Annotated in this window: 12 protein-coding genes; 6 read left to right on the top strand and 6 right to left on the bottom strand. The window is 33.8% G+C overall.

Annotated elements, in window-relative coordinates:
• Position 1 precedes the first annotated feature (1 nt).
• The 6 genes from mnmG to rpmH all read right to left on the bottom strand — a co-directional run bounded on the left by mnmG (position 2) and on the right by rpmH (position 5,568).
• A complete protein-coding gene (gene mnmG, locus EP747_RS08890) occupies positions 2–1,888 on the bottom strand; it encodes a tRNA uridine-5-carboxymethylaminomethyl(34) synthesis enzyme MnmG (RefSeq protein WP_129689572.1) in 1,887 nt (628 codons plus the stop codon).
• Positions 1,889–1,908: 20 nt separating this feature from the next.
• The gene (gene mnmE, locus EP747_RS08885; protein WP_129689571.1) at positions 1,909–3,285 is read right to left on the bottom strand and encodes a tRNA uridine-5-carboxymethylaminomethyl(34) synthesis GTPase MnmE; all 1,377 of its coding nucleotides are present in this window, start codon (positions 3,283–3,285) and stop codon (positions 1,909–1,911) included.
• Between the two features lie 166 nt (positions 3,286–3,451).
• The gene (jag, locus tag EP747_RS08880) at positions 3,452–4,090 is read right to left on the bottom strand and encodes an RNA-binding cell elongation regulator Jag/EloR (protein ID WP_129689570.1); all 639 of its coding nucleotides are present in this window, start codon (positions 4,088–4,090) and stop codon (positions 3,452–3,454) included.
• On the bottom strand, positions 4,087–4,872 hold the full coding sequence (gene spoIIIJ / locus EP747_RS08875) for a YidC family membrane integrase SpoIIIJ (RefSeq protein ID WP_069033639.1): 786 nt from the start codon (positions 4,870–4,872) through the stop codon (positions 4,087–4,089). The genes jag and spoIIIJ overlap by 4 nt, the downstream gene beginning before the upstream one ends.
• Before the next feature lie 39 nt (positions 4,873–4,911).
• The gene (gene rnpA / locus EP747_RS08870) at positions 4,912–5,292 is read right to left on the bottom strand and encodes a ribonuclease P protein component (RefSeq protein ID WP_088012678.1); all 381 of its coding nucleotides are present in this window, start codon (positions 5,290–5,292) and stop codon (positions 4,912–4,914) included.
• Between the two features lie 141 nt (positions 5,293–5,433).
• Positions 5,434–5,568 carry a 50S ribosomal protein L34 gene (gene rpmH / locus EP747_RS08865; RefSeq protein ID WP_056467137.1) on the bottom strand — a complete coding sequence of 45 codons (135 nt, stop codon included), beginning with the start codon at positions 5,566–5,568 and terminating at the stop codon, positions 5,434–5,436.
• Positions 5,569–6,314: 746 nt separating this feature from the next.
• Here rpmH and dnaA point away from each other — a divergent pair.
• From dnaA to gyrA, 6 genes are all read left to right on the top strand, one after another.
• Entirely contained in the window at positions 6,315–7,661 is a 1,347-nt protein-coding gene (dnaA, locus tag EP747_RS08860) for a chromosomal replication initiator protein DnaA (protein ID WP_129689569.1), read from the top strand.
• A 156-nt stretch (positions 7,662–7,817) separates the two neighbouring features.
• The gene (dnaN, locus tag EP747_RS08855) at positions 7,818–8,963 is read left to right on the top strand and encodes a DNA polymerase III subunit beta (RefSeq protein ID WP_129689568.1); all 1,146 of its coding nucleotides are present in this window, start codon (positions 7,818–7,820) and stop codon (positions 8,961–8,963) included.
• A gap of 218 nt (positions 8,964–9,181) precedes the next feature.
• A complete protein-coding gene (gene yaaA / locus EP747_RS08850; protein ID WP_069033635.1) occupies positions 9,182–9,400 on the top strand; it encodes a S4 domain-containing protein YaaA in 219 nt (72 codons plus the stop codon).
• Between the two features lie 17 nt (positions 9,401–9,417).
• Entirely contained in the window at positions 9,418–10,539 is a 1,122-nt protein-coding gene (gene recF, locus EP747_RS08845) for a DNA replication/repair protein RecF (protein WP_129689567.1), read from the top strand.
• A 96-nt stretch (positions 10,540–10,635) separates the two neighbouring features.
• Positions 10,636–12,558 carry a DNA topoisomerase (ATP-hydrolyzing) subunit B gene (gyrB, locus tag EP747_RS08840; protein ID WP_129690142.1) on the top strand — a complete coding sequence of 641 codons (1,923 nt, stop codon included), beginning with the start codon at positions 10,636–10,638 and terminating at the stop codon, positions 12,556–12,558.
• 69 nt (positions 12,559–12,627) lie between these two features.
• A complete protein-coding gene (gene gyrA / locus EP747_RS08835; protein WP_129689566.1) occupies positions 12,628–15,123 on the top strand; it encodes a DNA gyrase subunit A in 2,496 nt (831 codons plus the stop codon).
• The last annotated feature ends 444 nt before the right edge of the window (positions 15,124–15,567 follow it).

Here is a 15,567-nt window from a genome sequence, read left to right as displayed (position 1 = left end):
ATTAGTTCGATATTCTTGCAATTTTTCCTTGTTCTAAATAAACAAGTAGAATTGAAATATCTGCTGGATTAACACCAGATATACGAGAAGCTTGACCTACTGATAGAGGGCGCACTTGCTCAAGCTTTTGTCTTGCCTCAGTAGCAAGGCCGTGTATAGCTTGATAATCGATATTTTCAGGGATTTTCTTTAAATCCATTTTTTTCATGCGTTCTACTTGATTTAATGATTTTTCAATATAACCTTCATACTTAATTTGTATTTCAACTTGCTCTTTAACATCTGAATGTAAGTCTTTTTCAGATGGAGAAAGAAGATGGATATGTTCATAAAGCATTTCAGGACGACGTAAAAGATCTGCTGCACGAATGCCATCTTTCAGTTCGCTACCACCATTTTGTGCAATTAATTCTTGCACTTCTTTTGTCGGTCTTAATTGAGTTGCTTTTAAACGTTCTATTTCTTCTTCAATTAACATTTTCTTTTGTTCAAACTCTGCATATCTTTCATCATTTATTAAACCAAGTCTTTGACCGATTTTAGTTAAACGTAAATCGGCATTATCGTGACGTAATAATAATCGATATTCTGCTCTAGAAGTAAGAAGACGGTACGGTTCATTTGTCCCCTTAGTTACAAGGTCATCTATTAAAACACCAATGTAAGCTTCAGAGCGATCTAAAACTAACTCATCTTTACCTAGGGAACGACATGCAGCGTTAATTCCTGCGATTAAACCTTGACCCGCTGCTTCTTCATAACCCGAAGTTCCGTTAATTTGACCAGCAGTATACAGATTCTTAATTTGCTTAAGTTCCAATGTCGGCCATAATTGAGTAGGTACAATCGCGTCATATTCAATTGCATATCCAGTTCTCATCATTTGAACATTTTCAAGACCTGCAATCGAACGCAACATCTTTTCCTGTACATCTTCAGGTAAACTAGTTGATAATCCTTGTACATAAACTTCTTGAGTGTTTCTTCCTTCTGGCTCTAAGAAAATTTGATGTCTCGGTTTATCATTAAATCGGACAACTTTATCCTCAATAGAAGGACAATAACGTGGTCCAGTACCTTTAATCATACCAGAGTACATCGGCGAACGGTGTAAGTTATCGTCGATGATTTGATGTGTAGTTTCACTTGTATAAGTTAACCAACAAGGAATTTGTTCTGTTTCAACAGGTTCTGTTTCGAATGAAAATGCACGAGGTACATCATCGCCAGGTTGTATTTCTGTTTTTGAATAATCAATACTATGACTATTTACACGAGGAGGCGTACCTGTTTTAAAACGAACAAGCTCTATTCCTAATTCCTCTAAGTGCTCAGAAAGCTTAATTGCTGGTTGTTGGTTATTAGGACCACTAGAGTATTTTAATTCTCCTACAATAATTTCTCCACGTAAGAAAGTACCAGTTGTAATGACAACTGTCTTTGAACGATAAATTGCACCAGTTTGTGTAATTACACCTGTGCATTGTCCATCTTCTATAATTAATCTTTCTACTAAACCTTGCTTTAGTGTTAGATTCTCCGTATTTTCAATTGTTTTCTTTAATTCATGTTGATACGCAAATTTATCCGCTTGAGCACGCAATGCGCGTACTGCGGGACCTTTACCTGTATTTAACATTCTCATTTGAATATGTGTTTTATCGATATTTCGACCCATTTCACCGCCAAGTGCATCAATTTCACGTACAACAATCCCCTTGGCAGGACCACCTACTGATGGGTTACAAGGCATAAATGCTACCATATCGAGATTTATTGTTAGCATTAATGTTTTTGCGCCCATTCGAGCAGATGACAAACCGGCTTCACATCCAGCATGACCAGCTCCAATAACGATTACATCATAATTGCCTGCTTCAAAACTCATTTTTTCTCCTCCTAACCATTTTATTTTCCTAAACAGAATTGAGAAAATAGCTGGTTGATTAAACTTTCCTGAACTGTATCTCCAACGATTTCACCTAACAATTCCCATGCTCTTGTTAAGTCAATCTGTACTAAGTCAATCGGCATACCATCTTTCATGGCCTCAATTGCGTCATTGATTGTCTGTTCTGATTGCTTTAATAGCGCAATATGTCTAGCATTAGATAAATAAGTTAAATCTTGTGCCTCAATTTGCCCTTCAAAATATAAGTTAGCTATTGCTTTTTCTAAGTCATCAATTCCTTTTTCTTCTTTTAAGGAAGTTGTAACAATTGTAGCATTACCAACTAACGCTTTTACTTCATTCATATCAAGCTTTTGTGACAAATCTGTTTTGTTAATGATCACAATTACGTCTTTACCGCTCATTTCGCCAAATAATTTACAGTCTTCGTCACTTAATTGTTCATTATTATTTAAAACAAATAAAACTAAGTCAGCCAAATTCAATACTTTTTTAGATCTTTCAACACCGATTGCTTCGACAACATCCTTAGTTTCACGAATACCAGCAGTATCAATTAGTCGTAATGGTACACCTTTTACATTTACGTATTCTTCAATAACATCTCGCGTTGTACCTGGAATATCAGTAACAATTGCTTTGCTTTCCTGGACAAGTGTGTTTAAAAGAGATGATTTCCCAACATTTGGTCTACCTATAATGACAGTAGATAGTCCTTCACGTAAAATCTTACCTTGTTTTGATGTTTCTAGCAGTTTTTGTATTTCAACTCGAACCGTTTTTGCTTTTTCAATTAAAACAGTATTGGTCATTTCTTCAACATCATCATATTCAGGGTAATCAATATTTACTTCAATATGAGCCAAAATCTCAAGTAATGTTTGTCTTAAGCTATTAACTAGTTTAGACAATCGACCTTCTACTTGATTCATTGCTATAGCCATTGCTCTGTCAGTCTTTGAACGAATTAAATCCATTACTGCTTCGGCCTGAGATAGGTCGATTCGTCCATTAAGAAATGCTCTTTTTGTAAATTCACCAGGCTCGGCTAATCTAGCCCCTTGTGATAGTACTAATTCAAGTACTTTGTTAACCGAAAAAATTCCACCATGACAATTTATTTCGACAACATCTTCACGTGTAAATGTTTTTGGTGCTCTTAAGATCGAGACCATAACTTCCTCAACAGTATTCCCGGAACTAGGATCGACTAAATGTCCGTAATGAATTGTGTGTGAATCTACTATATTTAAATCTTTTTCTTTAAATAATTTATTCGCTATTTGAACAGCTTCATCGCCACTTAAACGAACGATGGCAATTGCCCCTTCGCCTTTTGGTGTCGATATCGCTGTAATTGTATCGAATTCCATCAAAAAATCACCTCGGACCATGTTAAACAAAAGTTAACATGTTACTTCTAAATCTATAGCATAGCATAAAGAATTTTATAATTGAATGTTTTTATATTATAACCGTACGAAAGTACAAGTAAACTTATATGACTTGAATGAAGAACATTAAAAAACCAATTAAGGCTTAACCCTTAATTGGTTTCTTTAAATCTATAACTAATTGACGATGCGGATCTTGGCCTACAGACTTCGTAGAGATATTTGGCATATCTGTCAGTATATGATGAATAATTTTTCTTTCGAAAGAAGGCATTGGCTCTAAAGAGATCGCTTTTCTTGTTTTTAAAACTGTTTGAGCAGTCTTTTTTGCAAGAATCTCTAGCGATTCCTTACGTTTTAATCGATAGTTCTCTGCGTCTACGACAACATGAACCAATTGTTTTGAATGACGATTTACAAATGTTTGAACTAAGAATTGAAGAGCATTTAAAGTATTACCTCTTTTTCCAATAATAAGAGCAACCTTATCACCCTTTACTGTAAATAAGAAGGTTTGTTCCTTAGTACCTTGCAATTCGAAATTTACATCTGCAGTTTCATCAAGACTCTTAACAATGTTCAAAAGGTAGTCGTATGCTTTTTCAATTAAAGTCTTCTTTTTTACAACTAATACTTTAGCAGGCTTAGCACCAAATCCTAAAAATCCTTTTTTACTGTCTTCGATTACTGTAATTTCTACGTCTTCTTCTGTTGAACTAAGTTGCTGAAGTGCTATTTGAACTGCTTGTTCGATTGTTTGACCAGTAGCAGTTACTTCTCTCACTTACTAGCCCCTCCTACATTGTTATTTTTAACGGTAGTATTACCTCTATTAACAAATAATGTTTGAAGAATCATAAATGTATTACCAACTACCCAATATAAAGCTAAAGCAGATGGAAGTCTAACGGCAAATATTAAAATCATGATTGGCATAACATAAAGCATGATTTTCATTTGTTGAGCAGCAGGTCCTGTCATTGAACCAGTACTCATTGATACCTTTTGTTGAATGAAAGTTGTAATACCAGCGATAATTGGTAAAGCATAAATTGGATCCGGATGCCCTAATTGGAACCATAAGAAGTCATGTGCTTTAATTTCCATTGTTCTCATAATTGCATGATAGAAAGCAATTAAGATTGGCATTTGAATAAAAATTGGTAAACAACCAGATAATGGGTTTACACCATGTTGTTGGTACAACTTCATTGTTTCTTCATTTAATTTTTGGACAGTTTTTTGATCCTTAGAAGAATACTTTTCTTTAAGTTTGGCCATTTCAGGCTGGATTGACTGCATCGCTTTCGTACTTTTAATTTGTTTAATCATTAATGGTAGTAATGCTAAACGGATTAAAAGTGTTACGACGATAATCGACATTCCATAACTTCCACCAAAAATTTTAGATACAGCTGTGATTAACCATGATAGTGGATAAACGAAATACTCATTCCAAATCCCCGTACTTTCAGATGTAATCGGTTGGTTTGTTTGCGAACATCCAGCTAACACGACTACTAATAAAAGAACTGTAACTAGCAATTGGTACTTCTTAGTCTTCAAACTAGTTCCTCCTTTAAGAAGTTACATTTAAATATGTAATTACTTAATTTGATTTTTATCTAATTTATGTTTTGAATCACGTATTTTAAGCGCTTCCGCCCTTTTCAACACGTGAATTAAACTTTTTTTAAATTCATTAAAAGGTAGTTCAGTACAGGGCTTTCTTGCGATTACAACATAATCCATATTTACACGAAGATCATCACTTAATTCAGTAAGAGCTTGTCTTATATACCGCTTAATATGATTTCTCTCGACAGCATTACCTAACTTCTTACTAACAGATAATCCTATACGAAATTGCTTTTGATCTTCCTTTTTTAATGTATAGATTACAAATTGTCGATTTGCAGTTGACGATCCCTCTTGAAAAACGCGACTAAAATCTGCATTCTTTTTTATTCTGTTTTTCTTGTTCATGTTCCACTGACACCTCAAATGATTCCTTCAATTATCATAACAATTTTTTTATAAAAAATGAGGCCTTTTTTACTTACAAATTGTGACATAAAAGCAAAAAAGGCCTTCTTATTAGTGAAAAAGACCACTGTTGACAGTGGCCTACGCAGATAATACTTTTCTTCCTTTACGACGACGAGCAGCTAGAACTTTACGTCCATTTGCAGTGCTCATACGGCTACGGAAACCATGTACTTTGCTGCGTTTACGTTTGTTTGGTTGAAATGTTCTTTTCATTATATGACACCTCCCTGAGGAATTACTGTAATAGACAGTCCTATAAATTATAAAGAATAACTACTATTAATGTCAATGTAAGATGTTAAATCATGATGAATAATTATTTCCAATTTATGAAGAATGGTTGATCCAGTAAGTTTTAGTAAGAAAAAAATAAAATAAAGTCACTTATTTAAATAAAAGAAATGCGATTTACTCCTATCATTTCCTTCCAATAAATTTATAAACGATTAATCCAAGCAAAAAACATGGTGTCGAAAGATTTTTTTAAACGGACTTTTAAATGAATATAAAAATCTGCAAAAGAGCACTACTTCCCCTTTTCTTAAAATTGTTAAGTGCTCTGTGGATAATATTTTTCTACACATTTTTTACCCACAGCAGTTACTGACAATTTTTACACAAGTTCTTTTTCTGTGGACAATTTTTTTAAACAGGTGGATTAGCATGTGGATAACATTAACTACTCATTGAAATAGCTAAAGATTTTTGATATTATTAATTTGTTTTCCACTTTGGACAAGTTGTTTTTTATTTTTATTTGTCCACAGATGTTAATAACTTGTGGACAGGTTTTACACTTGTACCATTTTAAAGTTATCCACATAGGTGAATACTGTCAAATAAAGTGGATTTTTGCAGTTTTATAAAATAACGCATATTCAAAGACATGTATAAAAATAAATACTTAATTTATGTGCTTGTACAAAAGTTAAACAAGCTTTGTAAGGAGGGATTATTGTTTGGAGAATATAGGGGATCTGTGGTCCAGGGTTCTAGCAGAAATAGAAAAAAAAATAAGTAAACCAAGTTTTGAAACATGGCTAAAATCAACAAAGGCATTTTCTTTAAAGAACGATACTTTAACAATTATTGCCCCAAATGAATTCGCCCGTGATTGGCTTGAGTCAAAGTATTCATCTTTAATAATGGATACAGTTTTAGAAATAACTGGAGCGGAATTAGAAATCAAATTTATCCTTCCTCAAAATCATGTAGAAGAAATAGAGATGAATATACCGGCAGTTAAGGCAAAAGTTAAATTTGAGGAACCGGTAGAGTTCGGACAAAGTATGTTAAACCCTAAATATACTTTTGATACATTCGTAATTGGTTCAGGTAACCGTTTTGCACACGCAGCATCATTAGCGGTTGCTGAGGCGCCAGCAAAAGCCTATAACCCACTATTTATATATGGGGGAGTAGGGTTAGGGAAAACTCACTTAATGCACGCAATTGGACATTATGTACTCGAACATAATCCGAATGCAAAAGTCGTTTATTTATCATCAGAAAAATTTACAAATGAGTTTATTAATTCTATTCGTGATAATAAAGCAATTGAATTTAGAAATAAGTACCGTAATGTAGACGTACTACTTATAGATGATATTCAGTTCTTAGCTGGAAAAGAACAAACTCAAGAAGAATTTTTCCATACTTTTAATACTCTTCATGAAGAAAGTAAACAAATTGTTATCTCAAGTGACCGACCACCTAAAGAAATTCCTACATTAGAAGATCGACTTCGCTCACGATTTGAATGGGGCCTTATTACGGATATCACACCACCAGATTTAGAAACTAGGATCGCGATTTTACGTAAAAAGGCTAAGGCTGAGGGACTAGATATTCCAAATGAGGTAATGTTATATATTGCAAATCAAATTGATACGAATATCCGTGAATTAGAAGGAGCTCTTATTCGTGTAGTCGCTTATTCATCGTTAATTAACAAGGATATAAACGCTAGTGTGGCCGCTGAAGCCTTAAAGAATTTAATTACAGCGACGAAGCCTAAAACAGTATCAATACACGACATTCAACGAACAGTTGGAGAATTTTTTAGTATTAAATTAGAGGATTTTAAAGCAAAGAAACGTACAAAATCCGTAGCCTTCCCAAGACAGATTGCAATGTATCTTTCAAGAGAGCTTACAGACCATTCTTTACCTAAAATAGGAGAAGAGTTTGGAGGCCGAGATCATACAACTGTTATTCATGCGCATGAAAAAATTTCAAAATTAATGGAAACTGACTCACAGCTGCAATCTCAAGTTAAAGAAATCAATGAAAAATTAAATCAGTAGAGTTATTTACCTGTGCATAACTTTCTCACTTTTTTACACAGTCTATCCACATGTTGATAGACTTATTTTTCTTTAATAAAATGTAGTTATCCACAAATTCACAGGCCCTACTACTATTACTATATTATTTTATAAATTATATAAGGAGTACAAACAATGAAATTTACTGTACAAAAAGATCATCTTGTTAAAGCTGTACAAGAGGTTATGAGAGCTGTTTCATCAAGAACAACAATTCCAATCTTAACTGGAATTAAATTAGTCGTTACAAATGAAGGATTAACTTTCACAGGTAGTGATTCAGATATATCTATAGAATCTTATTTACCAACAGTATTGGATGATCAACAACTAGTTGATGTAAAAAAAACTGGAAGCATTGTATTAAATGCTCGATATTTTAGTGATATTGTAAAAAAATTACCTTCAGATTTTGTCGAATTAGAATCTGATAATAATTATGTAACAACAATAAGAGCGGGAAAAACTGAATTTAGCTTAAATGGTTTTGACTCTGAGGAATATCCACTACTTCCTCAAATTGAAGAACATGAAACAATTTCTATTTCTGCAGATTTATTAAAATTTATGATTCGTCAAACAGTATTTGCAGTATCAACTTCTGAGACCAGACCAATTTTAACCGGTGTAAACTGGAAAATCGAAAACGGTGATCTAACGTGTATTGCGACTGATAGCCATCGACTAGCTTTAAGACAAGCTAAAATTGACGAAAGTTCTATTACAAGTAAATTTAAAGCTAGTGTAGTAATTCCTGGGAAAAGTCTAAATGAATTAAGTAAAATTCTAGATGATAATGATGAAAAAGTAGAAATCGTCTTAACGGAACACCAAGCTCTATTTAAGACAAAACATCTATTATTCTTTACTCGATTATTAGAAGGTAATTATCCTGATACATCAAAGTTAATTCCAAGCGAAAGTAAAACGGAACTAACTGTAATGACTAAAGAATTCCTACAAGCAATTGATCGTGCTTCTTTATTAGCAAGAGAAGGTAGAAATAATGTAGTTCACTTAGAAACTGTTGGTAGCTCAGTAGTCAACATTTCTTCTTATTCTCCTGAAATTGGTAAAGTAGTAGATGAAATTGTTTGCGAAGATATTAAAGGCGAAGAGTTAAAAATCTCTTTTAGTGCGAAATATGTTATGGATGCTTTAAAAGCAATAGAAAGCCCAGAAATTTATATTCAATTCACAGGAGCTATGAGACCATTTTTAATTCGTACTGTAAATGATTCAAGAACATTGCAATTAATTTTACCAGTTCGCACATACTAGTTAGTAAATTTTATCGAAAGGGGCTGACCTAATAGAATGTACTAGCAATCTCCAACGAGCAGAATGAATAAAAAATTTATTCTACAAATTTGTTTGGGGAGTGCATAGTACATTTAGGTCAGTCTTTTTGTACTTAATAGACAAAATAAGGGTTAAGTGTTTTTTTTCTTACAGAAGTTTAGTACAATTAAGGAATGGATAAATGAGGGTGATAAAAAATGAAAACAGAAAAAGTTAAAATAAATACAGAGTATATTACATTAGGCCAATTTTTAAAACTTGCTGGTGTAATTGATACAGGTGGAATGGCTAAATGGTTTCTATCGGAGCATGAAATCTTTGTAAACAATGAACCTGAGAACAGAAGAGGAAAAAAATTAGTTTTAAATGATACAATTTCTATAACTGGAAAAGGTTCGTATATTATAACTTCATAAGTTTTGGGGGAATCCCATTGTATATTAAAGATTTACAACTAAAACAATACCGTAATTATGAAAAACTTGAATTAAATTTTCAAAATAATGTTAATGTCATTATTGGTGAGAATGCTCAAGGTAAAACAAATTTAATGGAATCCATTTATGTGCTAGCTTTAACAAAGTCCCATCGAACAAGCAACGACAAAGAAATGATACGTTGGGATGAAGAATATGGTACAATAAAGGGTACGTTACAGAAAAAAAATCAGCAAGTAACACTACAGCTAATCCTCTCAAAGAAAGGTAAGAAAGCAAAGCTGAACCATCTTGAACAGATGAAGTTAAGTCAATATATAGGCGTGATGAATGTCGTTATGTTTGCACCGGAAGATTTACATTTAGTAAAAGGTAGTCCGCAAGTGCGTCGTAAATTCTTAGATATGGAACTAGGACAAGTTTCGCCAGTTTACCTACATGAACTAAGTCAGTACCAGAGAATCCTCCAACAGCGAAATTCACTACTAAAAACATTACAAACTAGCCGAGATCGGAACTATTTAATGCTTGAAGTCCTAACATCTCAGCTTGTAAAACATGCCGTAAAAATAATTGAAAAACGAATTTCGTTCATCAAATTACTACAGGATTGGGCATCGCCTATTCATAGCCAAATTTCTAGAGAGACCGAAAAGCTAGAAATAATATATAAACCAAGCATTAATGTATCAGATTTAACAGATTTGACGAAAATGGAAGATGAGTACATAAAACTATTCGAAGCTGAAAAAGAGCGTGAAGTATCAAGAGGTACTACGTTGCTTGGTCCGCATAGAGATGATTTGGTTTTTATGGTAAACGATAAAAACGTTCAAACTTTTGGATCGCAAGGACAGCAGCGGACAACAGCTCTTTCATTAAAACTAGCAGAAATTGAACTGATTAAAGAGGAAGTTGGAGAATATCCTATACTTTTATTAGATGATGTTCTTTCAGAGCTAGATGACTATCGTCAAACACACTTATTAAATGCAATTCAAAATAAAGTACAGACTTTTGTCACAACAACAAGTGTCGACGGAATTCAGCACGAAACGATAAAACAAGCTAATATTATAAATGTTTCACATGGAACAATAGTAAATGATTCTCAATAAGTAAATTTTTAAAATCACTAAGCCGCCTAATAAGCATAGCTAAAATTTATAGATTCTTTTATGTAAAATAAGAAAAGTAGGTGAGTGTTCATGACAATGGATCAGAAGCAAATGCAAGAACAAAATTATGATGAAAGCCAAATACAAGTTCTGGAAGGCCTAGAAGCTGTTCGTAAAAGACCAGGAATGTATATCGGTTCAACAAGCGGAAAAGGATTACATCATTTAGTTTGGGAAATTGTTGATAATAGTATTGATGAAGCATTAGCAGGATATTGTGATGAAATCAATGTCATTATAGAAGAGGACAACAGTATTACGGTTAAAGATAATGGTCGTGGAATTCCAGTAGGTATACATGAGAAAATGGGAAGACCTGCATTAGAAGTAATTATGACAGTACTACACGCTGGAGGTAAATTCGGCGGTGGCGGATATAAAGTATCAGGTGGATTACACGGAGTTGGTGCTTCAGTTGTTAATGCTCTTTCTACTTTATTAGAAGTCCATGTTCATCGTGAGGGTAATATTTACTACCAACAGTTTGCAAAAGGTGTTCCTGTGGCTGATATGAGCATTATTGGTGAATCAGAAATAACAGGTACTATTACACATTTTAAACCAGATGAAGAGATTTTTACTGAAACGACAGTGTATGAATTTGATACTCTAGCAAATCGCTTAAGAGAACTTGCCTTTTTAAATCGAGGTCTACGTTTAACAATCGAAGACCGCAGAGAAAACAAACAAAAGAAAGAGTACCACTATGAAGGTGGAATTAAATCTTATGTTGAACATTTAAATCGTTCAAAAGAAGTTATTCACGAAGAACCGATTTTTGTTATCGGTGAAAAAGATGGTATAACTGTTGAGATTGCCCTTCAATACAATGAGAGCTATACAAGTAATATCTACTCATTCACAAATAATATTAATACTCATGAAGGTGGTACACATGAAGTTGGATTTAAAACTGCCTTAACGAGAGTAATAAATGATTACGGACGTAAAAACGGATTAATTAAAGAACAAGATAGTAATTTATCTGGTGAAGATGTACGTGAAGGTTTAACAGCGATCGTTTCTATTAAACATCCAGATCCTCAATTTGAAGGGCAAACAAAAACAAAGCTAGGTAATAGTGAGGTTCGTACTATCACAGAGCAAGTTTTTGGTGAGAAGTTAGATAAATTCTTATTAGAAAACCCAACTGAGGCTCGAAAAATAGTTGAAAAAGGTTTAATGGCTGCTAGAGCACGTATGGCTGCAAAAAAAGCTCGTGAATTAACGAGAAGAAAAAGTGCTTTAGAAGTATCAAGTTTGCCTGGGAAATTAGCTGATTGTTCTTCAAAAGATTCTTCAATTAGCGAAATTTATATCGTTGAGGGTGATTCAGCGGGTGGAAGTGCTAAACAAGGACGAGACCGTCACTTCCAAGCAATTCTTCCTTTACGTGGAAAAATTATTAATGTAGAAAAAGCTCGACTTGATAAAATTTTATCAAATAACGAGGTTCGTTCAATGATTACTGCTTTTGGTACCGGAATCGGTGATGATTTCGATATCGAGAAAGCACGATATCATAAAATTATATTGATGACGGATGCTGATGTAGATGGTGCCCACATCCGTACTTTATTGTTAACGTTCTTATATCGTTATATGCGTCAAATCATTGAAAGTGGTTATATTTATATTGCTCAACCACCTTTATATAAAATCCAGCAAGGGAAAAAAATTCAATATGCTTATAATGATCGACAAATGGATGAGATTATGTCGACTTTAAATGCAGTACCAAAACCTGTTATCCAACGATATAAAGGTCTAGGTGAAATGAACCCTGAACAGTTATGGGAAACTACAATGAATCCGGAAACTAGAACGTTACTACAAGTTAACCTTCAAGATGCGATCGAAGCGGATGAAACATTTGAAACATTAATGGGTGAAAAAGTAGAGCCAAGACGTAACTTTATTCAAGATAACGCTAAGTATGTAAAGAATTTAGATATTTAACAAGTATGTGTAAGGAGCTTTATGCTCCTTTTCTCAGGTAGATACGGAAACTAAAGGGAGGTGCCGATGTTGAGTGAAAATCAACAAATTAAAGAAATAAATATTAGTCATGAAATGCGTAATTCCTTCCTAGATTATGCAATGAGTGTAATTGTTTCTCGAGCGTTACCAGATGTACGAGACGGCCTTAAGCCTGTTCATAGAAGAATTTTATATGCAATGAATGATTTAGGTATGACAGCTGATAAAGCCTATAAAAAGTCAGCGCGTATCGTTGGTGAAGTAATTGGTAAGTATCACCCGCATGGTGACTCTGCTGTATATGAAACAATGGTACGTATGGCTCAAGACTTTAACTTCAGATATATGTTAGTAGATGGCCATGGGAATTTTGGATCAGTTGATGGAGACGCGGCGGCGGCGATGCGTTATACAGAAGCTAGAATGTCTAAAATTTCGATGGAATTGATTCGTGATATTAATAAAAACACGATTGATTATCAAGATAACTACGATGGTTCAGAAAGAGAGCCAATCGTTCTTCCTGCACGATTCCCTAACTTGTTGGTAAACGGAGCAACAGGAATAGCGGTTGGTATGGCTACTAATATTCCTCCGCACCAATTAGGTGAAGTAATTGATGGTGTTCTTGCATTAAGTAAAGAGCCAGAAATCACTACACAAGAATTAATGGAATATATTCAAGGCCCAGACTTTCCTACATCAGGTATGATTCTAGGAAAAAGTGGTATCCGTAAGGCCTATGAAACTGGCAAAGGCTCTATCATTATTAGGGCAAAAGTTGAAATTGAAGAAAAAGCAAATGGTAGACAAACAATTATTGTTACAGAGTTACCATATCAAGTAAATAAAGCTAAGCTTGTTGAACGAATTGCTGAACTAGTTCGAGATAAGAAAATAGAAGGTATTACTGATTTACGCGATGAATCTGATAGAAATGGTATGCGTGTAGTCATTGAAGTTAGAAGAGACGCGAACGCAAATGTACTTCTAAATAATCTATATAAACAAACTGCTCTCCAAACAAGTTTTGGTATTAATTTATTAGCACTTGTAAATGGTGAACCAAAAGTGTTATCTCTAAAGAGCTGTTTAAAGCACTATTTAGACCATCAAATTGTTGTTATTAAACGTAGAACGCTGTTTGAGTTAGAAAAAGCAGAAGCGCGTGCACATATTTTAGAAGGTTTGAAGGTTGCTTTAGACCATTTAGATGAGGTAATTAGCTTAATTAGAGCTTCTCAAACAGGAGAAATCGCTAAAAATGGTTTAATGGAAACTTTTAACTTATCCGAAAAGCAAGCTCAAGCAATTTTAGATATGAGGTTACAACGTTTAACTGGATTAGAGCGCGAAAAAATTGAAGAAGAATATCAAGAGCTAATCAAGTTAATTGCAGAATTAAGAGCAATTCTTGCGGATGAGGAAAGAGTTCTTGAAATTATTCGAGAAGAATTAACTCAGCTAAAAGAGCAGTATAATGATAAACGAAGAACAGCAATTGTTCCTGGTGGACTTGAAATCATTGAAGATGAAGACTTAATACCAGTGGAGAATATCATTGTAAGTTTAACTCATAATGGATATATTAAACGTCTTCCAGTTTCTACTTATAGATCTCAACGTAGAGGCGGACGTGGTATTCAAGGGATGGGTACTAATGATGATGACTTCTTAGAACACTTACTAACACCTTCAACACATGATACAATTTTATTCTTTACGAATAAGGGTAAAGTATACCGTTCAAAAGGTTATGAGATTCCAGAGTATAGTCGTACGGCTAAAGGATTACCTATCGTAAACTTGCTAGAGATTGATCGAGATGAAAATATAAACGCAATTATTCCAGTAAGTGAATTTTTAGAGAATTGGTACCTATTCTTTACAACAAAACAAGGAATAGCAAAACGTGTACCTTTATCTGCCTTTGCAAACATTCGTACTAATGGATTAATTGCAATTAATTTAAAAGAAGATGATGACGTAATATCGGTACGTTTAACTGACGGAACAAAAGATATTGTTGTCGGTACTTCAAAAGGTATGATGATCCGTTTTAATGAAGAAGATGTTAGATCAATGGGAAGAACGGCAACGGGTGTTAAAGCAATTACACTTTCTGAAGATGATTATGTTGTAGGCATGGAAGTTGTTGAAGAGCACTTAGATATTCTTGTTGTGACAGAACTAGGTTATGGTAAGCGAACTGCACAGGAAGAATACCGAATTCAAAGTCGTGGTGGTAAAGGTTTAAAAACGCTTAATGTTACAGATAAAAACGGTAAAATGATTTCATTAAAATGCGTAAGCGACGAACAAGATTTAATGTTAATTACTGAGTCTGGTGTAATGATCCGTATGCCAATTGAACAAATTTCTCGTTTAGGTCGAGTTACTCAAGGTGTTAAATTAATAAGACTTGATCAAGAAGGTCATGTTGCGACTGTAGCAATTGCTGCAAAAGAAGAAGAAGAAATTGATGAAGAAGCTGAATTAACGACTCTTGAAAATGAAGATGAGATTGAAACAACAGAAGAATAATTGAGCGGTGACTAGTAAAGAGAGAACAAGTAGGTTCTCTCTTTTTTTTAGGTTTCAAAGTTTCTATGGGTTTAATGAAGCTTAGTATTAATCAGAAAATTTTGGAGCTAATTAAATTGGTTGGACAGAATCAATATTTTAAGTTAATTACAATCATTCCAGTTAGAAAGAGTAAGCACCGGAAATACTTTCTGTAATTTAATTAGGATCTCATTAATTCTATTTTGATTAGTATATCTCCTTATTTGTACTACTTTAGGTAAGGGAACAAAAGCTTGAGTCGAAGGGGTTTTTTAATGAAGCGTAATGTTTTAATTTTTTTTTGAAATTATATTATAAAAACTATTGACCAAGGTTATTAGATTTGTTATTATATAGAAGTCGCCAAGAGAAACAGACGACAAAATGAACTTTGAAAACTAAACAAAACATGAAGTAAACGTC

This window comes from Gottfriedia acidiceleris (genome assembly GCF_004138285.1).
In the GTDB taxonomy this organism is placed as follows: Bacteria; Bacillota; Bacilli; order Bacillales; family Bacillaceae_G; genus Gottfriedia; species Gottfriedia acidiceleris_A.
Note: the sequence above shows the minus strand (reverse complement) of the source record. Positions and strands in the feature narration are given on the sequence as shown.

What these genes read in the sequence shown, in the direction of transcription:
- mnmG (WP_129689572.1), bottom strand. Translation starts at nt 1,888, where the DNA reads ATGAGTTTTGAAGCAGGCAATTATGATGTAATCGTTATTGGAGCTGGT.
- mnmE (WP_129689571.1), bottom strand. Translation starts at nt 3,285, where the DNA reads ATGGAATTCGATACAATTACAGCGATATCGACACCAAAAGGCGAAGGG.
- rnpA (WP_088012678.1), bottom strand. Translation starts at nt 5,292, where the DNA reads ATGAACAAGAAAAACAGAATAAAAAAGAATGCAGATTTTAGTCGCGTT.
- rpmH (WP_056467137.1), bottom strand. Translation starts at nt 5,568, where the DNA reads ATGAAAAGAACATTTCAACCAAACAAACGTAAACGCAGCAAAGTACAT.
- dnaN (WP_129689568.1), top strand. Translation starts at nt 7,818, where the DNA reads ATGAAATTTACTGTACAAAAAGATCATCTTGTTAAAGCTGTACAAGAG.
- yaaA (WP_069033635.1), top strand. Translation starts at nt 9,182, where the DNA reads ATGAAAACAGAAAAAGTTAAAATAAATACAGAGTATATTACATTAGGC.
- gyrB (WP_129690142.1), top strand. Translation starts at nt 10,636, where the DNA reads ATGGATCAGAAGCAAATGCAAGAACAAAATTATGATGAAAGCCAAATA.